We start from the raw sequence: 21,886 nt of genomic DNA on the forward strand, positions 1-21,886 counted from the left end.
GAAATCCTGGGGCGTTATGCTGTCGACCGGCACGGCAGGAGAGACGTGACAGGCCGGCCGTGAAAAAGGCAAGAAGCGGTGATTAGCAGTCCTTTAACCATCGTTTCACATTTTCCATATTAACGTCGAAATTGAGTGCCACGTCCCAAACATAGCGCTGACGACAGGTTGAACCCGTGAATTCCGTTTTGAAAACAAGTATTTCCCTGCTCACCCTGACGGCGCTGCTGGCTGCCGTGCCCGCCGGCGCGCAGACGCACGATGGCGATGGGAACGGGCGGACGGTGCTGGTGACGCCGCAAGGCGATTTCCTCGACTATATTCCCGCCGACGGCAGCGTGCGCGCCGCGCGCGACCGCCAGGGTCGTAGGGTCTATGTCGACGCCTGGGGAGACCTCGTCGCCACCGAAATGCAGGTCCAGCGCGACTACTCCGGCAACGACCGGCGCGACATGCGCCGCAACCGTTACCGGCAGGTCGAGGGCTATCCGGAAACCGCGCCGGACTATTTCCCGCCCGCACCGGGTGAAGGCGGTTTCAGTGGCGACCTGACGACGGGGGCGGTGCCCGACTATCGGGACCGCGAGCCGGGCGCAGTCGATCGCTCCGACCTCCCCCAGCCGATGCCGGGCGAAGCCTATCCGCAACAGCCGCCCCAGGGTTACGGAGAGGGTTTCGGGCAGGGCTACGGCATGGACGACATGGCCGCCTTACCCGACGCGCCGATGGACAGGCAGGAATTCGTGCCCGGGCCGCAGTTTCCGCCGGCGACCGCGATCGGCCAGAAATCCTCCGCCGAAGTGACGGCCCTGCAGGTCTTCCTCGATCGCGAAGGCTTTTCGCCGGGCGTGATCGACGGCAGGAAGGGCTCCAACGTCGTAAAGGCGATCGAGGCCTGGCAGCTCGCCAACGGCGAGACGCTCGATCCGAACGACACCGATTCGATCGTGGAACGGCTGCACCTGAACGGCGGCATGCCGTTCACCACCTACGAGATTACCGCTGCCGATGCCGCGGGCCCCTACGTGGCGTCGATCCCCGAGGACTATGCTCACAAGGCAGCGCTGCCTGCGCTCTCCTATACCTCCACGACGGAGGCCCTGGCCGAGCGCTTCCACATGGACGAGAACTACCTGAAGGAGATGAACCCCGGCGTGGACTTCACCATTCCCGGCACGATCGTCAAGGTGATCAACGTCGGCGAGCCGAAGAAGGCCAAGGTCGCCCGCATCCTCGCCGACAAGGGCCGCAAGCAGGTCCTCGCCTATGACGACACGGGGGCCCTGGTCGCGGCCTATCCGGCCAGCATCGGCTCGTCGGACACCCCCTCGCCCTCCGGCACGGTGTCGGTGGAGCGCATCGCCTTCAACCCGAACTACACCTACAATCCGAAGATCAATTTCCAGCAGGGCGAGAACGACAGGGTGCTGACCCTGCAGCCGGGCCCGAACGGCCCCGTCGGCACCATCTGGATCGCGTTGTCGAAGCCCACCTACGGCATCCACGGCACGCCAGAGCCGTCCAAGATCGGCAAGACCCAGAGCCACGGCTGCATCCGCCTGACCAACTGGGACGCGACCGAACTCGCCAAGATGGCCTCGAAGGGCGTCACGGTCGAATTCGTGGATTGATTGCAGGCCGGGGGCCACCGTAAGGCAGCGGGCCGGCGCCAGGACGCCCGCGTCTTCGCCGGACCCTGCCGGGTCAGCTGCGGCCTGTCAGCCTTTTCGGATCGTCGATGTAGCGCGTCTGTCTGCGAAGACGCCGACTGCACGCAACCTCGATACCCCGAATTCCTATCCCCGGTCGGCGCGGAAGCCGGCGCCCGGCCGCCGCTGCGAGCGCGTATGGGACGCCACCCGCAGCAGCCTGCGAAACTTCGGGCACTCCATGTGGCTTTCCGCCGGGCATTCGGCCACGTGCCGAAGCGCGTCTCTGAGCGTGATCAGCCTCCGGATCTGGACCTCGAGCTTGTCGGCACGCGCATGAAGGGCGGCGCGCGGCAGCTCGGCTGCGCCATCCCTGCCGAACACGCCCCTGATCTCGTCCAGGCTGAACCCCGCCGTCTTTCCGAGGGATATCAACGCGAGCTGAGTCAGTGCCTCGGGCCCGTACTGGCGCCGCAGCCCGTGCCGTCCGAGCGAGACGATCAGCCCGACCTCCTCGTAATAGCGCAGCGTCGAGGGCGGCACGCCGCTTCGTTCCGATAGCACGCCGATGTCGAGAAGTTTCATGCTTGACCTCAAGTTGACTTGAAGTGGCACAGTAGCAGCCACCCGAAACTCCAACAAGAGGAACTGCATGAAATCCATGAACAGAACGAAGACTGCACCACCTGCGCTGGCGGCGCTTGCAGGGGCGATGCTGCTCTCATCGCTCGGCGTCAGTATCGCAACCGTCGCCCTTCCGGCCCTGGCGAAGGACCTTTCCGCGCCGGTCTCCGCCGTCCGCTGGGTCGTCCTCGCCTATCTCGTCTCCGCCACGGTCACGATCGTGCTGGCCGGGCGGTTCGGCGATCTCTTCGGTCACCGTCACGTTCTGGTCGCGGGCCTCGTCCTGTTTGCCACAGCCTCCGTCCTGTGTGCGGCGGCTCCCACGCTTGCGATCCTGATTGCCGGCCGGACTGCCCAGGGCATCGGCGGTGCGATCCTGATGGCGCTGCCGGTTTCGCTCATCCGCGAGACGGTTCCAAGGGAACGCACCGGATCGGCGATGGGGCTGCTCGGCACGATGTCGGCGATTGGAACCGCGCTCGGGCCGTCCGTGGGCGGCATGCTGGTCGCTGGCCTCAGTTGGCGCGCGGCCTTCGTGGCGCTGGCCGCCGCCGGCGTCCTGGTACTCGGCCTCGCCGCCCGCGCCATCCCGCATGCACCCGTCGCCGCGCGCAAGCCGGACGGGCGGATGGACTGGCCGGGCGCCGCCCTGCTGGCGATAACCCTGACCCTCTATGCCCTCGCAGCGGCCGGCGGAAAGGCGAGCGCGATACCCGGCGCGGCCCTGCTCCTGCCGGGTGCGGCCCTTGCCCTTGCGCTCTTCGTCATCGTCGAGGCCCGCTCGGCCTCACCGCTGGTGCCGGTATCGATCCTGCGTGACCGGGCGACCGGAACGGCGCTTGCCACGAGCCTTCTGGTCGCCACCGTCATGATGTCCACCCTGGTGGTGGGGCCGTTCTTCCTGTCTTTCGGCCTCGGCCTGAACGAAGCGCTGGTCGGCCTCGTCATGGCCGTCGGGCCGGTGACGGCGGCCCTCTCCGGCGTCGTCGCCGGGCGGGTCACGGACCGCTTCGGCACCCGGCCCGTCCTGGCCGCCGGCCTTGTCGAGATGACCCTCGGCCTCGTCTGCCTGGCGCTCCTGCCCCGATCCTTCGGCGTTCTGGGCTATGTGGCCGCGCTGATCGTCCTGACGCCGGGCTTTCAGTTGTTTCTCGCGGCGAACAACACGTCCGTCATGGTCTCAGCCCGCGACGAGCAGCGCGGGATCCTGTCGGGACTGCTCGGCCTGTCGCGCAACCTCGGCTTCATGACCGGAGCCTCGGTGATGGCGACCCTGTTCGCCGTCGCGATCGGGCCTGGAGACCTCGCCGCCACCGCCCCGGAGATCGTCGCCGGCGCCTTCACGACGACCTTCCTCGTCGCCTCCAGCCTGCCCCTCATCGCCCTCGGCCTGGCATTGCTCGTCCGGCCTGCGGCGCAGGCGAGGGCTGAGGCATGGTAGCCCGCAGGCCCTTCAGGCCGCGCGGACATACCCCGCTGCCGGCGCGGCCGCGGCCTGCCCGCTGGTGCGGAACGCGCTCAGCCGTTCGGCGATGGTGGCCGCGTCCTTGGAGAGTGCCTGGCTGGCGGCATTGGCCTGCTCGACCATCGAGGCGTTCTGCTGGGTGATCTGGTCCATGGCGCCGATCGCCTGGTTGACCGCCTGCAGGCCGGTCGCCTGTTCGGCCGTGCTGGCGCGGATCGCTGCGAAGACGGAGCTGACCTCGACCACCTGCGCGACGATCTGGCGAAGCGACTGGGCGACCTCGTTGACCGAGCGCACCCCGCCCTCCACCTGCCCATGCGACTTGGCGATCAGATTCTGGATGTCCTTGGCGGCATCGGCGCAGCGTTGCGCCAGTGCGCGCACCTCCGAGGCGACGACGGCAAAACCGCGGCCGGCCTCACCGGCGCGCGCTGCCTCGATGCCGGCGTTCAGCGCCAAAAGGTTCGTCTGGAAGGCGATCTCGTCGATCACCTCGATGATGCTGGCGATGCTCGCCGACGACTGCTGGATATCCTCCATCGCCGCGATCGCCTGCTCGACCACCTCGCCGCTGCGCTCGGCATTTCCGCGCGCTGCGGTCACCAGAGCATTGGCGTCGTCGGCGCTCCTGGCCGTCTGGCGCACGGTCGTGGTCACCTCTTCGACCGCGGCCGCGGTCTCCTCGAGGTTGGCCGCCTGCCGCTCGGTGCGCCTGGCGAGGTCGTCCGAAGCCGCGGCGATCTCCTGGGCGCTGACGTTGATCGAGCCGACACCCGCATGGATGCCGCCGATCGCCTGCGACAAAGCGGAAACGGCGTGGTTGAAGTCCTGGCGCAGCGCCTCGTAGGCCTCCGGCAGCGCACCTTCGATCCGCACCGTCAGATCACCGTCGGAGATGCGCTTCAGTGCCGCGCCGAAATTCTTGCTGACGATCTCGCGCTCGGCCGCAATGGCGCGCTCCTGGACCGCCTGCTGCTTGCTGGTGTCTGAGGCGTCCATGTAGACGGAGATCGACAGGTCCATGTCGAGGAAGACGGCCTTGATCAGGGCGGCGAGCCTTTGGGCCACCTCGTCCGCGCCGAATTCGGAACGGGAGAACAGGCCCGGCTTCGGCCACATCTCTTTCAGGGCGGCGGCCAGCAGATGCTCGACGACCAGCGCATAGCCGCCGATGTACCAGCGCGGCTCCAGTCCGATCCGCGCGTGAACCTTTCCGATCGTGAGGACCTTGTCGGCATAGTCGGCGCCGAAATCCCCGTTCCAGATGTTGGCCCAGTGGCCGATCTGCGCATTCTTCGCTCCGGTCATGTGCGCATCGCTGGAAAAGAGATGGCTGACCTCCGGGCTGTTGCGCACGACGCCGTAGAAGCGATCCAGGGCCGGCGCGAGTTCGCTCTCCAGGAACGGCTTCAGCGAGCGCAGCTTGTTCAAGGCCTTGGCGTCGAGCCCGAGATAGTCGAGACGGCGGGCGAGATCGGCGTTGTTGCTTGAGGTCGGGGGTGCAGCGCTCATCGGAATTTCCATGCCATTGGGGTACTTTGCGGGAGGTCGGCCATCTTCGCGAACGTCCCCGCAGCGCTCCGGGAAGAGCGTCGTGAGCAATTGCGCCGTTCATGGCGCCGGGAACGGACCGCCTGTCCGCGCCCCGAAGTGACACGCACCATCTAAAGCCCACTTTTGGTAAATGCTTGGTTATGAAATGCCAATTTTGGCAGGTTGCGAGCGGGGCATTCGCCATAGCCGCCTTGCGCCTCTTCGGTGCGGCCGCGCAGACAGGCCTGCCTCCGCCGAGCCTGCAGCGATGGATTGGAGCCCACTGGCACGTGCCCGACCGGGAGATGTCGTCAGGCCGCGCGGACCCTGGTTTCAAGAGCGCTGCGACATGCCGCAAGCGCCCCGCGGCGGGCGGGTACGCGGCCGAGGACCTCTTCGGCAAACAACCGGGCGTTCTCGCGCGCCTTGTCGAGGTTGGAGATGCGCTGCGGATCCATCGTCCGCAGCGTGCCGCCGCAATCGAAGATGTCGCGGAAGGCGACCCGCTCGGCGATCGGCGTGTCGAGCACGGCGACGCCACGCTCGGACAGGAGTTGCTTGATCGCCGCCATGGCGCGGGTGGTCACCACCGTGCTCATGCGGGTCAGCACGACCGAATGAGCGACGCGCACGCCGGCACGCTTGTCGAGCTGCTGCAGGAGTTCGAGGATCTGCGCGCCGCCGCGCGCATCCATCGCGCAGCCCTGAATCGGGATCATCACATGGTCGGAAAGCCCGATCGCGGTTGCCACCAGCGCGTCGCGCGCGCCGGCCAGATCGATGATGAAATAATCCGTCTGGTCGCGGTTCTCGCGGATATGGGACTGCAGCGAGCCCATCGAGACTTCGGAGATGACGGAGATATTGCGCTGTACGCCGGAGAGCTCGTGCCAGCTGGTGATCCAGCGCTGGGGATCGGCATCGAGAATGGTGATGCGATACCCCTGGGCCGCCAGCTCCGTCGCGAGGATCAGCGCTGCGGTGGTCTTGCCCGCTCCGCCCTTGGCATTGGCGAAAGTTATGACTGGCATTTCAATTTCCTCATGGTGGGCAGCACGAGCCCCTCATCGCTCTTTGACGGGCGCGAAGCGGGAATGGCGCCTGTTAACCAATCTTTCAGAACATGGTTAACGAATTGCAAACGCGCGCTCCGCCAACGGTGCGAATGCAGCCCCGGAGAACGGCCGCCCTGCCCCGTGCGAGAAGCCGTTCAGCCGCCCTGGAAGAGCCGGCGCGCCGGCCGGTCGTCATTGGCACACGGCCCTTCCGCTGCGATGCCGTGCTGGTAGCACAGTTGTGCAAACGGGCCGTGCGCATCCCGCCCGCCGCACTCGATGCGCGCCATCACGTCACGCGCAAAGGCCTGCATGTTCGCCTGCGCCCGGTCGAGATTGGGCACCTGGCGCCCTTCGAGCGAATAGAGCGTTCCCGGCCGCTCGAACATCTCGCGATAGGCGCCCCGCTCGACCAGCGGCGTCTCGATCATCGCCATGCCGCGCAGCATGAGCAGGTCGCGCACGGTGCGCAGCGACCGCGTCGCCACCAGCGGATTGACGCGCGACAGCACGACCGCCCGGTTGATGTGCGCGCGCGCATTCGCTTCGATGCACTGGATCAGTTCCAGCACCTGGATGGCGCCCCTGGCGTCGAGCGCGCTGCCCTGCACGGGAACAAGCGCAAGGTCGCAAAGGCCGAGCGCCAGCGCCATCAGCGTGTCCCGCGCCCCGGAAAGGTCTGCGATGATATGGCGGTCCGGCCTGTTCAGCCGCCGCAGGTGATCGGGAAGCGTGCCGGGCGTGATGTCGGTGACGGCAGTGATGCGGCTCTGCGGACCGCACCGGCTCGCCCAGTCCGCAGCAAGGCCGAGCGGGTCGCAGTCGAGGACGACGACTTCGACCCCCGACCGGGCGAGCTCGGTCGCGAGCAACGCCACCGCCGTCGTCTTGCCGGATCCACCCTTCGCGTTCGCAACTGCTATGACTGCCATTGGTCTCCCAAATCCCACATGCAGCCCGTCGTAAGCTTTCATGAAGAACGTTAAGGAATCACATCGATTCGTGCCGGAACGCTACGAATTGTGACAGGTCCATGACAATCGCAGCCCGCCGAATTCCCATAGTCGCAGGGGGACATGGAAATCCGGACGCTTACTTCTTCGAACGGGCCACCAAAGGCGCCGCCAACGCCCCCGTCATACCGGCCCCCGAGCCGGTATCCAGCCGCGCAAGTCCTTGCGCGATAGAGCATTTCCCGCGCCGCAGACGCGGCGCTGCTAGACCCCGGATCAAGTCCGGGTAGACGAAAGAAAGGGAGAGCCCGACAAGAACCAGTCTATCGACAACTGAACCCGGCGCCAGGGCGTCGGGTTCAGTAGGGCAGAATTGTGCGATCGATGCGGCTCAGATGCACTCGGCAAACAGCGTCTTTGCAGCGTCCAGCGTCAGTTCCACCGGGTTGCCCCCGGCGGTGGGGTCGACGATCGCCATCGCCGCCATCTCGTCGATCCGGTCGGTGCCGACGCCGAGCGCTGCGAGCTTGTCCGGCACGCCGAGTTCACTGCGCAACTCCAGCACATAGTCGTAGAAGCCGTCGAAGCCGCCGGTAATGCCGAGATAGGCTGCGGCGGCAGCGATCTTGTCCTCGATCGCAGGCCGGTTGAAGCGCAGCACCGGCGGCATGACCACCGCATTCGTCATGCCATGGTGGGTGTTGTAGATCGCGCCCACCGGATGCGACAGCGAGTGGATGGCGCCAAGCCCCTTCTGGAAGGCGACCGCCCCCATGGCGGCGGCCGACATCATGTTGGCACGCGCCTCGATGTCGGCTCCGTCCTTGTAGGCACGCGGCAGGAACTGCTTGACGAGCCGCATGCCCTCCAGCGCGATCCCCTGGCTCATCGGATGGTAGAAGGGCGAGGAATAGGCCTCCAGGCAATGGGCGAACGCATCCATGCCGGTGCCCGCCGTGATCACCTTCGGCATGCCGACCGTCAGTTCCGGATCGCAGATCGTGACTGCGGGCAGGAACTTCGGGTGGAAGATCACCTTCTTCGTGTGGGTCTCGGAGTTGGTGATGACCGAGGCGCGGCCGACCTCGGAACCGGTGCCGGCCGTCGTCGGGACGGCGACGATCGGGGCGATGCCCTCGACGGATGCGCGCGTCCACCAGTCGCCGACGTCCTCGAAGTCCCAGACCGGCCGCGTCTGCCCGGTCATGAAGGCGACCGCCTTGCCGAGATCGAGGCCCGAGCCGCCGCCGAAGGCGACGACGCCGTCATGGCCGCCCGCCCGGAACGCCTTCACCCCGGCCTCGAGGTTGGCATCGTTCGGATTGGAATCGACGTCGGCGAAGATCGCACGCCCGAGTCCGGCAGCCTCCAGGATGTCGAGCGCTTTCTGCGTGATCGCCATCGGCGCGAGCCCCCGGTCGGTAACGAGCAGCGGCTTCTTCATGCCGACCGCCTTGCAGTGGTCGGCGAGTTCCTTGATGCGCCCTGCCCCGAACTTGATGGCGGTCGGGTAGCTCCAGTTGGCGGTGATGGTCATGCGAGTGCTTTCCTGAGATGGTAGGATTTCGGACGGGTGAGATTGTGAAAGCCGATGACGGAGAGCGAGCCGCCGCGGCCGGTCTCCTTCACGCCGGTCCAGCAGAGTGCCGGATCGAGATAGTCGGCGCGGTTCATGAACACGGTGCCGGTCTCGAGGTCCCGGCCGATCCGGGCCGCCCGATCGGCATCCTGCGTCCAGAGCGACGCTGTCAGGCCGTATTTGCAGTCGTTCATCAGGCCGAGCGCTTCCTCGTCGCTCCTGACCTTCATGATGCCGACCGCCGGCCCGAATGTCTCCTCCGTCATGAACTCCATGGAATGATCGACGTCGACGAGCACCTGGGGGGCGAGATAGGCCCCGCCGTCATCGGCGGGAAACAGCTTCGGGTCGATCAGCGCCCTGGCGCCGCGGGAGACCGCATCGGCGACCTGCGCGCGCACGGTTGCGGCAAAGCGCTTGTTGGCCATCGGCCCGAGCGTCGTCTCCTGGTCGAGCGGGTTGCCGAGCTTGTAGTTGGAAACCCAGGCAACCGATTTCTCGACGAAGGCGTCGTAGAGCTTCTCGTTGACGTAGATGCGCTCGATGCCGCAGCAGCACTGGCCGGAATTGTAGGTCGCGCCGTCCATCAGCGTGTCGACGGCGGCGTCGAGATCGGCGTCCTCCATCACGTAGCCCGGATCCTTGCCGCCGAGTTCGAGCCCGAGCGGCGTGAACGTGCCGGCTGCCGCACGCTCGATCGCCCTCCCGCCCTCGACCGAGCCGGTGAAATTGACGAAATCGAAGCTCTTCGCCGCGATCAGCGCTGAAGTCGTGTCGTGGTCGAGGAAGATGTTCTGGAACACGTCCTCGGGAACGCCGGCCTCGACGAAGGCGCGCACCATGCGCTCGCCGACGAGCAGCGTCTGCGCGGCATGCTTGATGATGACGGCGTTGCCCGCCATCAGCGCCGGCGCGACCGTGTTGATCGCTGTCATGTAGGGGTAGTTCCACGGCGCGATGACGAAGACCACGCCGTGCGGTTCGCGTTCGATGCGGCGCTCGAAGCGCGCGCTGTCCTCGACCACGAGCGGCGCCAGCGAAGACGCCGCGATGTCCGCCACATAGTTGGAGCGTTCGTTGAACCCCTTGAACTCGCCGCCGTAGCGGATCGGCCGGCCCATCTGCCAGGCGAGTTCCGGCACCACCTCGTCGGCCATCTCGTTCAGCCGGGCGACACCCTTCAGCACCAGCTGGACGCGGTCCTCCAGCGGCCGCCGCGCCCAGGCCTTCTGCGCCTTGCGCGCCCGCGCGACGACATCCTTCGCCGCCTCCAGCGGCATCGCCGGCCGCTCGGCGTAAACCGAGCCGTCGACGGGTGAAATGCATTTGATCACTTGCGTCATTGTCTTCTCCTTGGGCCCCAGGGCGCCTTCGCCTAGCAGGCCAACGCCTTCACATGTCCCGCCGCACCATAGGCCAGGATGGCGCGGTCGCGGGTGATGATCGTCAAATCGTGCTCGCGCGCCGTCGCCACCAAGATACGGTCCGCCGGATCGCCATGCAGCGGCTCCGGCAGGAAGGACGCAGCGACGAGGATATCAGGCGTGACGTCCAGCACACGCGCCGACATCTTGCCGGCCGCTTCCCGGAACCAGACCAGGGGCGGCTTGGTGATGTTCAGCCGGCCCTTGGCCGCCAGCATGCCGATCTCCCAGGCAGAAAAGGCGGACACAACGACGTATTCTCCTGCTGCAGGCGTCGTCCGCAGTATCGCCATCGCGCGCTCGGCGATCGGTACGTCATGGGCGATATAGATGAGCGCACAGGTATCCAGCAGATACCGTTCAGTCGTCATCATAAACCTTTGCCCATTCCGGATCCGTTGGTTCCGTCAGGTCGACCCCCTCGGGTATCGTCACCGTCCCCTTCATGCACCCACGCACCCGGTCGTAGAAATTGTCCGGCTCCGCCTCGCTCTCAGTGCGCCCACCGACCGTGCCCCTGCCGCCTTCCGGCATGGACGCCGAGCCACGATCCGCATCCGTCTTCAACGCTTCCTGCCCCTCCTCCGCAAAACCCTGCCTCTCACCGCGCCGATGCGCCGCCACCTCGAGGAGCGATACGCCCAGATAGGCGGCAATTCCGTCCTGCTCGTCCGCCGTCATCCTCCGCTCGCCGCGCAGCATGCGCGACAGCGAACTCGGATCGAGACCCATCGCCCGCGCCATGGCGCGCAGCGACCGGCCGTCCTTCTCGAGCTGTTGATAAAACCACGTGCTGTCAATCATGAGACCACCTCCAGATTGTTGCGATTTTACCATCATGTTGACCTAGCATCAACAAATCGTCACGCCCGCTCGAACCCTCTTGCCACCTCCCAGTCCGTCACCCGGCGATCGTATTCCTCCTGCTCCCATTCGGCGGCGCGCGTGTAGTGGTCGATCACGTCCTCACCGAAGGCCTCGCGCAGCATCTTCGACGTGGTCATGAATTCGGTCGCCTCGCGCAGCGTCTTCGGGATCTCGCGGATGCCCTGGCCGCCATAGGCGTCGCCGACGAACGGCGCCTCCAGTTCCAGGTTGCCCTCGATCCCGGCGATGCCGGCGGCAAGCAGGGCCGCCATGGCGAGATAGGGGTTGAGGTCGGAGCCGCCGACGCGGCATTCGATGCGGATCGCCTTGGTCCCCTCGCCGCACAGCCGGTATCCGGCCGTGCGGTTGTCCTTGCTCCACACCGCCTTGGTCGGCGCGAAGGTGCCGGCCATAAAGCGCTTGTAGGAATTGATGTAGGGCGCGAGGAAATAGGTGATCTCGCTCGCATGGTTCAAAAGCCCGGCGACGTAGTTGCGCATCATATCCGACATGCCGTACTTCGCCTCGGCATCGTGGAACATCGACGTCTTGCCGTCGAGGCTCCAGAGCGACTGGTGGATATGCGAGGACGAGCCGGCGGCGGAATAATGCCACTTGGCGAGGAAGGTGATCGCCTTACCGCGCTGCCAGGCGATCTCCTTGCAGCTGTTCTTGATGATCGCGTGCCGGTCGGCCATGGCGAGCGCATCGGCGTAGCGCACGTTGATCTCCTCCTGGCCGGCCGAGGCCTCGCCCTTGGAGTTCTCCACCGGAATGCCAGCGCCCTGCAGGCCGTTGCGGATCGCCCGCATCACGTCCTCTTCCTTGGTCGTCTGGAAGATGTGGTAGTCCTGGTTGTAGCCGCTGACCAGCCTGAGGTCGCGGTAGCCGCTCTCGCGGGCATCGTCATAGCTCTGGTCGAACAGGAAGAATTCCAGCTCGCTCGCCATGTAGGCCTTCAGCCCCATCGCCTCCAGCCGTTTGACCTGCCTCTTCAGGATCGCGCGCGGCGAGTGCGGCACTTCCTTGTGAGTGTTGTGGTCGAGCACGTCGCAGAGCACCAGCGCCGTCCCCTCGAGCCACGGCACTTTGCGCAACGTCGCAAGGTCGGGCTTCATGGTATAGTCGCCATAGCCTGCAGCCCAACTGGTCGAGCGATAGCCGGAAACGGTCTCCATCTCCATGTCGGTCGCCAGCAGGTAGTTGCAGCTGTGCGTCTCCTCGTAAGCGCCGTCGACGAAATACTGGGCATGGAACCGCTTGCCCATCAGGCGGCCCTGCATGTCCACGAGGCATGCGAGGACGGTATCGATGCGCCCTTCGGCGACATCCTTCTTCAGGTCGTCAAAACTGTAGGTCATGGTCATCGGGGCGGTCCTGGGGGTTGCCGTTTCATGCCGGTCCGGGCCGCATGCATCGGCCCGGACCGGATAGGTGCGCTCACATCAGCCGTTGACGTAGGGCGGACCGGCCTTGTTGATGATGGCGTTGTAGTCCTCGAAGATCTTGACGACCTTGGCGGCCGTCTCGCCCTGCTCGGCGATCTCCTTCCAGAACACCTTCGCAGCCTCTTCCACCGGCTGCCACTCGGCCGCCGGGATGCTGGTCAGCTTCAGCTTCGTGCCCTCGGCGCGCAGCTTCGCCTCACCGCCCCAATACCACTGGTCGCGGTAGTTGTTGCCGGCCTCGATCGCCGCCAGGACCAGCTTCTTCAGGTGCTCCGGCAGCTCCGCCCACTTCTTCTCGTTGACGAAGAAGGAACCGATCCAGGCGCCCGAGATGTTGTTGGTCAGGAAGTGGTCCGTCACGTCGGCCCAGCCGACCGTGTAGTCCTCGGTGATGCCCGACCAGGCCATGCCGTCGAGTTCGCCGGTCTGCACGGCGACCTGCGCGTCCTCGTAGGGGATCGTCACCGGCACGACGCCGAACTGGGTGAGGAAGCGGCCCGCTGTCGGGAAGGTGTAGAGGCGCAGGCCCTGGAGGTCGGCGAGCGTGTTGATGGGCTTCTTGGTGTTGAAGTGGCACGGGTCCTGCCCCGACGACGATAGCCACACGACGCCGCCGACCTTTTCATAGGCCGAGCGCCAGATATCGGCGAGGCCGTACTGCTTGAAGAGCACCGGCACGTCGAGGATCTGCTTCGTAGCAAGCGGGAAATAACCGCCGAAGGTGGCGACTTCCGCTGGCGAGGCCATCGAGTCGTCGTCGGAATGCACCGCGTCGATCGTTCCCGCCTGGAGGGCGCGGAACAATTCGCCGGTCGGAACGATCTGGTCGGCGAAGTAGAGTTCGATCTCCAGCTCGCCCTTGGCGGCGGCGTTGATCGCGTCGATGATCGGCTTGGTGACATGCTCGCCCAATGCTGCGCCCGCATAGGTCTGGAAACGCCACTTGATCGCCGTCTGGGCCTTCACGATGGCCGGCGTCGCAAGCGTTGCGGCACCTGCCGCCCCGATCGTCGCAGCACCTGCCCTGCTCAGAAATTGCCGTCTGTTGGTCATGTCTTTATCCCTCTGGTTACATTCTGGTTTCTTGCCGGGAACGGCCGTTCATCCCGGTCGGTCAATTGTCTTTTCTTCTGTCGGCCTCGTTTTTCGAATTCCCGGTGGCTGTCGCCGCCGGGAACCCCGGTCATTTGGAGTAGTAGTTGTTCGGCAGCCACGTCGCGATCTCGGGGAACACGCCGATGATGATCAGGCTCGCCACCATGATGCCGACGAAAGGCCAGATCGACCGGTAGATATCGGTCATGCCGATGCCGGGCGGCGCCATGGCGCGCATCATGAACAGGTTGTAGCCGAACGGCGGGGTGATGTAGGCGATCTGGCAGGTGATCGTGTAGAGCACGCCGTACCAGACCAGATCGAACCCGAGCTTCTGCACCAACGGGATATAGAGCGGCGCGACGATGACGAGCATCGCCGTGTCGTCGAGGAACATCCCCATGATCAGGAACGAGACCTGCATCAGCACCAGCACCTGCCATGGCTCCAGCCCGAGGTCGCCGAGGAAGAAGCGCTCGATCGACTTCACCGCGCCGAGACCGTCGAAGACGGCACCGAAGCAGAGCGAGGCGATCAGGATCCACATGAACATGCAGGTGATCCCGAGCGTCTTCTGCAACACGTCGTTCCAAAGGCGGAAAGTCAGGCGGCCGCGCTGCCAGGCTACGAGCGCCGAGGAGATCGCGCCGACCGCGGAGCTTTCCACGAGGCTGGCGATGCCGCTGAGGAACAGCCACATCATCAGCGCGAAGATGCCGAGCGGCACGATGCCCGCCGATAGCAGGACGATCTTCTCGCGCAACGGTACATTGCGCTCGGAAGCCGGCAGCGCCGGACCGAGCGACGGGGTGATCTGGCAACGGATATAGACATAGGCCGCCATGATGGCCGCCATCATCAGGCCCGGCAGCACGCCGGCAAGCCAGAGCTGGCCGACGGGCACGCGCGCGATCATGCCGTAGAGCACGAGTACCACGCTGGGCGGCAGCAGGATGCCGAGCGTGGAACCGCCCTGCACCACCCCGGTCATCATCACCTTGTCGTAGCCGCGGCGCAGAAGCTCCGGCAGCGCAATGGTGGCTCCGATCGCCATGCCGGCGACCGAAAGCCCGTTCATGGCGGAGATGATGACCATCAGCCCGACGGTGCCGAGCGCCAGCCCCCCGTTGATCGGCCCCATCCAGACGTGGATCGCCTTGTACATGTCCTCGGCGATGCCGGATTCCGACAGCATGTAGCCCATGAAGACGAACATCGGCACCGTCAGCATCGGGTACCACTTGACGAGCTTCATGGCCGAGGCGAAGCCCATTTCCGAACCGCCCGTACCCCACAGCAAGAAGGCCGCGATGACGCCGACGAAACCGATGACGGCGAAGACCCGCTGCCCGGTGAGCAGCAGCACCATCATCGCGGAAAACATCGTTATTGCGATGAACTCGTAACTCATGCGATCGGCCTTCCCCGCAGTTCGGCGATATCCTTGAAGAGGGCCGAAAACGCTTGCGCCAGCATCATCACGATGCCGAGCGTCATGATGATCTTGAGCGGCGCCATGTAGGGCGCCCAGGCGCTGAAGCTTTTTTCCTTGAACTGGATGGCGTAGGTCGTGCTCGTAATGCCGCCGTAGAGCATGAAGCCGAGGAAGACGATCAGCGCAATCGCCGTGACGAGATCGAATGCCGCCCGCTTGCGGCCCGACCAGCTGCCGTAGAACAGGTCCATGCGCACATGGTCGTCGGTCTGCATCGCGAAGGCGCCGCCCAGCATGTAGTAGGCCGCCATGGTGAACTGCGCCGATTCCAGCGTCCAGTTGGCCGGCAGGTGGAAGGCCTTGGACACCGAGGAATAGAGCAGGATCGCGAACATCGCGAAAATAAGATACATCGCGAAGAGGCCGACCCGCCTGTTGAAGCGGTCGACCACGCGGACATAGGTCTTGATGAACTCAGGCATCACCCGGCCTCCCCGTACCGGATGCATTCGATTGCCGAATTACCCTCCCGGCATAGTAACGAACCCATATGACATCTCTTTCTTCTTCACGGTTGTGTCCTTGTCTCCGCGGACGTGCCGTCCCCTGGGGTCTTTTGTCAGCTTGCGCCAGGCAGGCTCTCCAGGAGCAGCCCGGTCAGATAGTCGGCCACGACCCCTTGGCCGGCTTCGTCCCTGACGAGATCGTTGCGGATCTCGATCATCACGTTGAGCAGGCCATTGGCGAGGCCGTGCTCCTTGAGCGTATGCGTCACGCCGTCTTCCGGCCCGTAGGGCTCGTTCCGGCGCACGTCGAAAAGGCTGCCGCCGCCTGCGGCCGCGGCGAGCACGGCATCGGCGAGCCGGCCGTCGCTGTCGTGGAGAATGCCGATTTCCACGGCGCGCGGCTTGCCGAAATAGACCGGCGTGAAACTGTGGACCGTCACGATCGCCGGCGCCCTGCCATCGGCGAGGCGCCGGCGCACCAGGTCCGCGATCCGGTCCCGAAAGGGAAAATAGAGCGTCCGCGCCCGCTCCAGGCGCGCCTCCGGCGTGAGCGCGGCGTTGCCTGGCACGGGATAGATCTCGCTCGTCGCCGGCATCGCGCCCGGCGAATCCGGCGGCCGGTTGCAATCATAGACCAGGCGGGAGAAGCGCTGATGGACCAGGGTCGCGTCGAGACTCTTCGCCATCATGCGCGAGACCGCGAGTGCACCCGGATCCCAGGCAATGTGGCTCTCGAGCGCCTCGATCGAAAGTCCGAGCGTGCCGAAATGCTCGGGTATCCGCCGCGACGCGTGCTCGCAGACCAGGATGAACCGGCTGCGGCCCTCGGCGTTCTCGACGGCGACGGGATCGCCTTCCTGGTCGGTCAATATTCCCATGCAGCCGGTCCCCTCGATCGGCCAAAATTTTCTTGATGAAGAGAATTCTTCACCTTTTCCACCATGTCAACAGGGTTTGAAATTTTCTCTTCAAAAATTCATTTGACTCGAAATATGACAGCGATGTTTAATTTTGTTCAAGACCGCCAGAGAGCGGCAGACAGGGGAAGAATTTGACGTTGAATCAGGCGACCACCACGGTGTCGGACGTGATCAACGCCCATTTCGACGCACTCACGCGCGCCGAAAGACAGCTGGCGGCATCACTCCTCGACAACTATCCCGTCTCCGGCCTCGGCAGCATCACGACGGTTGCCGAGAACGCCCGCGTTTCGACGCCGACCGTCGCGCGCATGGTCCAGAAGCTCGGCTATCGCGGCTTCCCCGATTTCCAGGCGCACCTGCACCATGAACTGGAGGCAACACTCTCCAACCCGATCGCCAAGCACGACCGGTGGGCGGCCAACGCACCGGGCACGCATATCCTCAACCGTTTCGCCGACGCCATCACGAACAACCTGCGCCAAACCCTGTCGCAGATCGAGATCGCCGACTTCGACGGCGCGGCCGCTTTGATCGCCAACCGCAAGCGCAACGTCTACCTCGTCGGCGGGCGGATCACCAAGGCGCTCGCGGACTATCTCTTCACCCACCTGCAGGTCATCCGGCCGAACGTCACGCAGCTTGCCTCCAATCCCAGTTCCTGGCCGCAATACGTCCTGAACATGAAGGCGGGCGACGTCATCGTCGTCTTCGACATCCGCCGCTACGAGCAGGAGATAGAGACCCTCTCCCGCGTCGCCCGCGCCCGCGGCGTGGAGATCGTGCTGTTTACCGATCAGTGGGCTTCGCCGATCGCCAAGCACGCCACCCACGCCTTCCGCATCCAGATCGAGGCGCCGTCCGCCTGGGACTCGTCCGTGGTCACGCTGTTCGTCGTGGAGGCGCTGATCGAGGCTGTGCAGAGCGCCAACTGGAGCGAGACGCGCGACCGGATGAAGTCGCTCGAGGAACTGTTCGAGGCAAGCCGCCTGTTCCGGAAGCCGAGATAAACCGCGACCAAGTCGACCAATGCCCGGTAAATCGAGAAAAGCATGTAAAAACTGTCACATAAGCTTCATGCCGCACCAGTATCAGCTTCGCCGAAGCTGACTGACACACCAAAGGAGATACTCGTGATGTCACGCACCCGCCGCCTGCTCTCGCTTACCACGGCCATTTTCGTGGCCACCACGGCGGTCGCCGCCGCCGAGCCGAGCGCCGAGCTCGTCGAAGCCGCCAAGAAGGAAGGCAAGCTGACCACCATCGCCCTGCCCCACAGCTGGTGCGGCTATGGCGACATCATCGCCGGCTTCAAGGCCAAGTACCCGGAAATCACGGTCAACGAACTGAACCCGGATGCAGGCTCGGGCGACGAGATCGAGGCCATCAAGGCCAACAAGGGCAATACCGGCGACCAGGCCCCTGACGTCATCGACGTCGGCCTGTCGTTCGGCCCGTCCTCCAAGGCCGAAGGCCTGATCCAGCCCTACAAGGTCGAGACCTGGGATTCCATCCCCGACAGCGCCAAGGATGCCGACGGCCACTGGTACGGCGACTACTACGGCGTTCTCTCCTTCGTCGTGAACACCGACATCGTCAAGGAAGTGCCGAAGGACTGGGCCGACCTGACCAAGGCCGACTACGCCAACGCCGTTGCCCTCGCCGGCGACCCGCGCACCTCCAACCAGGCCGTTCAGGCAGCCTATGCCGCCGGTCTCGCCAAGGGTGAAACCGACGCCGCCAAGGCCGGCGAAGCAGGCCTGGCGCACTTCGCCGAGATCAACAAGGCCGGCAACTTCGTTCCGGTCATCGGCAAGTCGGCCTCGCTGGCACAGGGCTCGACCCCGATCGTGATCGCCTGGGACTATAACGGCCTGGCCTGGCGCGACACGCTGGCCGGCAACCCGCCGCTGGAAGTCGTCGTACCGGAAACCGGCGTCGTCGCCGGCGTCTACGTGCAGGCGATCTCTGCCTTCGCCCCGCACCCGAACGCCGCCAAGCTGTGGATGGAGTACCTCTATTCCGACGAAGGCCAGCTCGGCTACCTGAAGGGCTACTGCCACCCGATCCGCTTCAACGACCTCGTGAAGAACGGCAAGGTTCCGCAGGAAATGCTCGACAAGCTGCCGCCGGCCGCTGCCTATGAAAAGGCCGTCTTCCCGACGCTCGAGGAGCAGGAAGCCGGCAAGGCCGCGATCACCACCAAGTGGGACAGCGTCGTCGGCGCCAACGTCCAGTAAGGCAGACATACGTGCCTCCCGCCATGTGGCGGGAGGCATTGACCACCCTTGTTGCCCGTCATGCTCGGGCCTGTCCCGAGCAATTGAGCACCTCGCCTGGCCTGAGAGTTAAGTAAATGAACTCAAGGACTTGAGATGGCTCGACAGATCCTCGGCACAAGGCCGAGGATGACGACGTGGGCGTTGGGAGGTGTATCGACATCCAGCCTTTCGCCCCGTTCGACGAGAGGTCTCCGTACATACGTGCCACGCGGATTGCGTCCGCGCCATTTCCGTCTACAGTCCTAGTTTCTCGCCATTTTCCGGACGATTGCCCGCTCCATGAGCCATTCAGCCCTGATAGACCGCCGCACCGTCATCGATTGGCTCGGCATCGCGCCGTTCATGATCTTCGCGCTCCTGTTTCTGATCCTGCCGACGCTCTATCTGGTGACCGGCGCGTTTCTCACGCCCGAAGGTGATTTCACCTTCAAGAATATCGGCGACCTGTTTTCCCCCAACATCCTCAGCGCCTACTGGATCAGCATCAAGGTGTCGCTCGCCTCCTCGCTCGGCGGCGCGATTATCGGCTTCTTCCTCGCCTGGGCGATCGTCATGGGCGGCCTTCCCAGATCCATCCGCTCCGGCCTGCTGACCTTTTCCGGGGTCGCCTCGAATTTCGCCGGCGTCCCGCTCGCCTTCGCCTTCATCGCCACCCTCGGCCGCACCGGGCTCGTTACCGTGCTCCTGCGCGACATGATCGGCTTCAACCTCTATTCCACCGGCTTCAACCTCCTGTCCTTCTTCGGCTTGACCATCACCTACATGTTCTTCCAGATCCCGCTGATGGTGCTGATCCTGACCCCGGCGCTCGACGGCATGAAGAGGGAATGGCGCGAGGCCTCCGAGATCCTCGGCGCCTCCACCTGGCAGTACTGGCGCATGATTGCGCTGCCGATCCTGTGGCCGAGCCTGCTCGGCACGACGCTGCTGTTGTTCGCCAACGCCTTCGGCGCGATCGCCACCGCCTACGCGCTGACCGGATCGTCGCTCAACATCGTGCCGATCCTGCTCTACGCGCAGATCCGCGGCGACGTGCTGCACAACCCCAACCTCGGCTATGCGCTGGCGCTCGGCATGATCGTCATCACCGGGCTGTCCAACGTCCTCTACATCTGGCTGCGCTCGCGCGCCGAACGGTGGCAGAAATGAAGTCGACCCGCATTCTCGCCTGGCTCGCGATCGCCATCGGCGCCATCTATTTCATCGTACCGCTGATCGGCACCTTCGAATTCTCGCTGCGCATGCGCCGCGGCGAATACACGTTCGACGCCTACCAGTCCGTCTTCTCCGACATCCAGTTCCGCACCACCTTCGGCTTCTCCATGCTGATGGCGCTGTTTACCATCATCTTCGGCATGCTGCTGGTGGTGCCGACGGCCTATTGGGTACGCCTGCGGCTGCCGCGGATGCGGCCGGTGATCGAGTTCATCACGCTCCTGCCGCTCGTCATCCCGGCGATCGTCATCGTCTTCGGCTACCTGCGGCTCTACAACTCGTCGTCGTTCCTGCCGCTGACAAACTCGACCTCCGGCACGAACATGCTGCTGGTGTTCTCCTACATGACGCTGTCGCTGCCCTACATGTACCGCGCGGTCGACACCGCCATGCGGATGATCGACGTCGGCACGCTGACGGAGGCGGCCGAAAGCCTCGGCGCCAAGTGGCCGACGATCCTGTTCCGCTGCATCTTTCCGAACGTCATGAGCGGCGTGCTCTCCGGCGCCTTCATCACCTTTGCGATCGTGATGGGCGAGTTCACCATGGCCTCGCTGCTCAACCGCCCCGCCTTCGGCCCCTATCTCCAGCTCGTCGGCGCCAACAAGGCCTATGAGCCCTCGGCGCTCGCGATCATCGCATTTGCGATCACCTGGCTCAGCATGGGCCTGCTGCAACTCGTCTCCCGTTTCCAGAAAACCGCGCCCGTGAAGGCCTGAGGACTTTTACCATATGTCGTTTCTTTCACTCAGCCATATCCAGAAGTCCTTCGGGCCGGTGCAGGTCGTCAGCGACTTCAACATGGAGATCGAGAAGGGCGAGTTCGTCTCCTTCCTCGGCCCCTCCGGCTGCGGCAAGACCACCGTCCTGCGCATGATCGCCGGCTTCGAGACGCCGAGCGGCGGCACGATCACGGTGGCCGGCAAGAACCAGGCGGGCCTGAAACCGAACCAGCGCAACATCGGCATGGTATTTCAGGCCTATGCCCTCTTTCCCAACATGAACGTGACCGACAACGTCGCCTTCGGCCTCAAGGTCGCCGGCCGGCCGAAGGAGGAGATCGACGCCCGCGTCAAGGAGATGCTCGGACTGATCAAGCTGGAGCACCTCGCCGATCGCTTCCCCTACCAGATGTCCGGCGGCCAGCAGCAGCGCGTGGCGCTCGCCCGCGCGCTCGCGCCCAAGCCGCAGGTGCTGCTGCTCGACGAGCCGCTGTCCGCCCTCGACGCCAAGATCCGCGTCTCGCTGCGCGAGGAAATCCGCATGATCCAGCAGCAACTCGGCATCACCACGGTCTTCGTCACCCACGACCAGGAAGAGGCGCTGTCGATCTCCGACCGGATCGTGGTGATGAATGCCGGCTGCGCCGACCAGATCGGAGCGCCGGCCGAGATCTACAACCGGCCGGCCACCCGCTTCGTCGCCTCCTTCGTCGGCACCTTGAACCTGATCGAGGCCAAGGTGGTAGACCCTGCCGCCAACCGCATCGCCATCGGCGACCAGGGCATCACGCTGCGCGAGCCGCTGGGAGCCGTTAAGGCGGGCGACACCGTCTCGCTGGCGCTGCGCCCCGAGGCGGGCTCGATCGCCGAAGGCGCCAAGGGCGACACGGCGCTGACCGGCGAAGTCGTCAGCAGCAACTTCCTCGGTTCGGTGATCCGTACCCGCATGCGCGTCGGCCCCAGCGTCATCTCGTTCGACATGTTCAACAATCCCGGCCTCGTGCCGCCAACCGCCGGCGAGACGGTGACGCTGCGGTTCGTGGCCTCCGACCTGCTGGTGATCCGCGACTGATCCATCGCTCCGAGGCATCGCTCCGGAAAAATGTTTCCCTTC

The 21,886-nt window shown here is 64.9% G+C and carries 20 protein-coding genes; 7 read left to right on the forward strand and 13 right to left on the reverse strand.

The window, feature by feature from the left end:
• Nucleotides 1-284 precede the first annotated feature (284 nt).
• Nucleotides 285-1,631: a L,D-transpeptidase family protein gene (locus GGQ64_RS02770; protein ID WP_425488482.1), complete on the forward strand. Its 1,347-nt coding sequence runs from the start codon at nucleotides 285-287 to the stop codon at nucleotides 1,629-1,631.
• Nucleotides 1,632-1,796: 165 nt separating this feature from the next.
• Here the strand turns inward: GGQ64_RS02770 and GGQ64_RS02775 are convergent, their stop codons facing one another.
• Nucleotides 1,797-2,234, reverse strand: coding sequence for a helix-turn-helix domain-containing protein (locus GGQ64_RS02775; RefSeq protein WP_183798698.1), 438 nt, complete (start codon nucleotides 2,232-2,234; stop codon nucleotides 1,797-1,799).
• 76 nt (nucleotides 2,235-2,310) lie between these two features.
• On the opposite strand from GGQ64_RS02775, the gene GGQ64_RS02780 reads away from it, so the two are divergent.
• The gene (locus GGQ64_RS02780; RefSeq protein WP_246422237.1) at nucleotides 2,311-3,714 is read left to right on the forward strand and encodes an MFS transporter; all 1,404 of its coding nucleotides are present in this window, start codon (nucleotides 2,311-2,313) and stop codon (nucleotides 3,712-3,714) included.
• A 12-nt stretch (nucleotides 3,715-3,726) separates the two neighbouring features.
• Here GGQ64_RS02780 and GGQ64_RS02785 read toward each other — a convergent pair whose 3' ends face one another.
• From GGQ64_RS02785 to GGQ64_RS02840, 12 genes are all read right to left on the reverse strand, one after another.
• Nucleotides 3,727-5,250: a methyl-accepting chemotaxis protein gene (locus tag GGQ64_RS02785; RefSeq protein WP_183798703.1), complete on the reverse strand. Its 1,524-nt coding sequence runs from the start codon at nucleotides 5,248-5,250 to the stop codon at nucleotides 3,727-3,729.
• A gap of 332 nt (nucleotides 5,251-5,582) precedes the next feature.
• Nucleotides 5,583-6,302, reverse strand: a complete 720-nt coding sequence (locus GGQ64_RS02790; RefSeq protein WP_183798706.1) for a ParA family protein — start codon at nucleotides 6,300-6,302, stop codon at nucleotides 5,583-5,585.
• Between the two features lie 179 nt (nucleotides 6,303-6,481).
• Complete coding sequence (locus GGQ64_RS02795) at nucleotides 6,482-7,258, reverse strand: ParA family protein (RefSeq protein ID WP_183798709.1); 777 nt, start codon at nucleotides 7,256-7,258, stop codon at nucleotides 6,482-6,484.
• Nucleotides 7,259-7,670: 412 nt separating this feature from the next.
• Complete coding sequence (locus tag GGQ64_RS02800; RefSeq protein ID WP_183798712.1) at nucleotides 7,671-8,816, reverse strand: iron-containing alcohol dehydrogenase; 1,146 nt, start codon at nucleotides 8,814-8,816, stop codon at nucleotides 7,671-7,673.
• Entirely contained in the window at nucleotides 8,813-10,201 is a 1,389-nt protein-coding gene (locus GGQ64_RS02805; protein WP_183798715.1) for an aldehyde dehydrogenase family protein, read from the reverse strand. Before GGQ64_RS02805 ends, GGQ64_RS02800 begins: the two co-directional genes overlap by 4 nt.
• Before the next feature lie 32 nt (nucleotides 10,202-10,233).
• Nucleotides 10,234-10,653: a type II toxin-antitoxin system VapC family toxin gene (locus GGQ64_RS02810; protein WP_183798718.1), complete on the reverse strand. Its 420-nt coding sequence runs from the start codon at nucleotides 10,651-10,653 to the stop codon at nucleotides 10,234-10,236.
• Nucleotides 10,643-11,086 (reverse strand): helix-turn-helix domain-containing protein, encoded by a 444-nt coding sequence (locus tag GGQ64_RS02815; RefSeq protein WP_183798721.1) that lies wholly within the window; start codon nucleotides 11,084-11,086, stop codon nucleotides 10,643-10,645. Before GGQ64_RS02815 ends, GGQ64_RS02810 begins: the two co-directional genes overlap by 11 nt.
• Nucleotides 11,087-11,145: 59 nt before the next feature.
• Nucleotides 11,146-12,510 carry a glutamine synthetase family protein gene (locus GGQ64_RS02820; RefSeq protein ID WP_183799150.1) on the reverse strand — a complete coding sequence of 455 codons (1,365 nt, stop codon included), beginning with the start codon at nucleotides 12,508-12,510 and terminating at the stop codon, nucleotides 11,146-11,148.
• 84 nt (nucleotides 12,511-12,594) lie between these two features.
• Nucleotides 12,595-13,650 carry a TRAP transporter substrate-binding protein gene (locus GGQ64_RS02825; RefSeq protein WP_183798724.1) on the reverse strand — a complete coding sequence of 352 codons (1,056 nt, stop codon included), beginning with the start codon at nucleotides 13,648-13,650 and terminating at the stop codon, nucleotides 12,595-12,597.
• Between the two features lie 130 nt (nucleotides 13,651-13,780).
• Nucleotides 13,781-15,103: a TRAP transporter large permease gene (locus GGQ64_RS02830; protein ID WP_183798727.1), complete on the reverse strand. Its 1,323-nt coding sequence runs from the start codon at nucleotides 15,101-15,103 to the stop codon at nucleotides 13,781-13,783.
• The gene (locus tag GGQ64_RS02835) at nucleotides 15,100-15,609 is read right to left on the reverse strand and encodes a TRAP transporter small permease subunit (RefSeq protein ID WP_183798730.1); all 510 of its coding nucleotides are present in this window, start codon (nucleotides 15,607-15,609) and stop codon (nucleotides 15,100-15,102) included. The genes GGQ64_RS02830 and GGQ64_RS02835 overlap by 4 nt, the downstream gene beginning before the upstream one ends.
• Nucleotides 15,610-15,746: 137 nt before the next feature.
• On the reverse strand, nucleotides 15,747-16,511 hold the full coding sequence (locus GGQ64_RS02840; RefSeq protein ID WP_183798732.1) for an N-formylglutamate amidohydrolase: 765 nt from the start codon (nucleotides 16,509-16,511) through the stop codon (nucleotides 15,747-15,749).
• Between the two features lie 179 nt (nucleotides 16,512-16,690).
• On the opposite strand from GGQ64_RS02840, the gene GGQ64_RS02845 reads away from it, so the two are divergent.
• The 5 genes from GGQ64_RS02845 (at nucleotide 16,691) to GGQ64_RS02865 (ending at nucleotide 21,844) form a co-directional block, all read left to right on the forward strand.
• Complete coding sequence (locus tag GGQ64_RS02845; RefSeq protein WP_425488483.1) at nucleotides 16,691-17,563, forward strand: MurR/RpiR family transcriptional regulator; 873 nt, start codon at nucleotides 16,691-16,693, stop codon at nucleotides 17,561-17,563.
• A gap of 126 nt (nucleotides 17,564-17,689) precedes the next feature.
• Nucleotides 17,690-18,793 (forward strand): ABC transporter substrate-binding protein, encoded by a 1,104-nt coding sequence (locus GGQ64_RS02850; RefSeq protein WP_210300114.1) that lies wholly within the window; start codon nucleotides 17,690-17,692, stop codon nucleotides 18,791-18,793.
• A 321-nt stretch (nucleotides 18,794-19,114) separates the two neighbouring features.
• Nucleotides 19,115-19,984 (forward strand): ABC transporter permease, encoded by an 870-nt coding sequence (locus tag GGQ64_RS02855; protein WP_183798741.1) that lies wholly within the window; start codon nucleotides 19,115-19,117, stop codon nucleotides 19,982-19,984.
• A complete protein-coding gene (locus GGQ64_RS02860) occupies nucleotides 19,981-20,769 on the forward strand; it encodes an ABC transporter permease (RefSeq protein WP_183798744.1) in 789 nt (262 codons plus the stop codon). The genes GGQ64_RS02855 and GGQ64_RS02860 overlap by 4 nt, the downstream gene beginning before the upstream one ends.
• Nucleotides 20,770-20,782: 13 nt before the next feature.
• Complete coding sequence (locus tag GGQ64_RS02865; RefSeq protein ID WP_183798747.1) at nucleotides 20,783-21,844, forward strand: ABC transporter ATP-binding protein; 1,062 nt, start codon at nucleotides 20,783-20,785, stop codon at nucleotides 21,842-21,844.
• Nucleotides 21,845-21,886 lie beyond the last annotated feature (42 nt).

It is taken from the genome of Mycoplana azooxidifex (genome assembly GCF_014196765.1).
GTDB classification, from domain to species: Bacteria; Pseudomonadota; Alphaproteobacteria; order Rhizobiales; family Rhizobiaceae; genus Mycoplana; species Mycoplana azooxidifex.

Coding starts and splice junctions, on each gene's coding strand:
- GGQ64_RS02830 (WP_183798727.1), bottom strand. CDS start 15,103: ATGAGTTACGAGTTCATCGCAATAACGATGTTTTCCGCGATGATGGTG.
- GGQ64_RS02840 (WP_183798732.1), bottom strand. CDS start 16,511: ATGGGAATATTGACCGACCAGGAAGGCGATCCCGTCGCCGTCGAGAAC.
- GGQ64_RS02815 (WP_183798721.1), bottom strand. CDS start 11,086: ATGATTGACAGCACGTGGTTTTATCAACAGCTCGAGAAGGACGGCCGG.
- GGQ64_RS02790 (WP_183798706.1), bottom strand. CDS start 6,302: ATGCCAGTCATAACTTTCGCCAATGCCAAGGGCGGAGCGGGCAAGACC.
- GGQ64_RS02800 (WP_183798712.1), bottom strand. CDS start 8,816: ATGACCATCACCGCCAACTGGAGCTACCCGACCGCCATCAAGTTCGGG.
- GGQ64_RS02795 (WP_183798709.1), bottom strand. CDS start 7,258: ATGGCAGTCATAGCAGTTGCGAACGCGAAGGGTGGATCCGGCAAGACG.
- GGQ64_RS02775 (WP_183798698.1), bottom strand. CDS start 2,234: ATGAAACTTCTCGACATCGGCGTGCTATCGGAACGAAGCGGCGTGCCG.
- GGQ64_RS02865 (WP_183798747.1), top strand. CDS start 20,783: ATGTCGTTTCTTTCACTCAGCCATATCCAGAAGTCCTTCGGGCCGGTG.
- GGQ64_RS02825 (WP_183798724.1), bottom strand. CDS start 13,650: ATGACCAACAGACGGCAATTTCTGAGCAGGGCAGGTGCTGCGACGATC.
- GGQ64_RS02860 (WP_183798744.1), top strand. CDS start 19,981: ATGAAGTCGACCCGCATTCTCGCCTGGCTCGCGATCGCCATCGGCGCC.
- GGQ64_RS02780 (WP_246422237.1), top strand. CDS start 2,311: ATGAACAGAACGAAGACTGCACCACCTGCGCTGGCGGCGCTTGCAGGG.
- GGQ64_RS02820 (WP_183799150.1), bottom strand. CDS start 12,510: ATGACCTACAGTTTTGACGACCTGAAGAAGGATGTCGCCGAAGGGCGC.
- GGQ64_RS02805 (WP_183798715.1), bottom strand. CDS start 10,201: ATGACGCAAGTGATCAAATGCATTTCACCCGTCGACGGCTCGGTTTAC.
- GGQ64_RS02855 (WP_183798741.1), top strand. CDS start 19,115: ATGAGCCATTCAGCCCTGATAGACCGCCGCACCGTCATCGATTGGCTC.
- GGQ64_RS02835 (WP_183798730.1), bottom strand. CDS start 15,609: ATGCCTGAGTTCATCAAGACCTATGTCCGCGTGGTCGACCGCTTCAAC.
- GGQ64_RS02850 (WP_210300114.1), top strand. CDS start 17,690: ATGTCACGCACCCGCCGCCTGCTCTCGCTTACCACGGCCATTTTCGTG.
- GGQ64_RS02785 (WP_183798703.1), bottom strand. CDS start 5,250: ATGAGCGCTGCACCCCCGACCTCAAGCAACAACGCCGATCTCGCCCGC.
- GGQ64_RS02810 (WP_183798718.1), bottom strand. CDS start 10,653: ATGACGACTGAACGGTATCTGCTGGATACCTGTGCGCTCATCTATATC.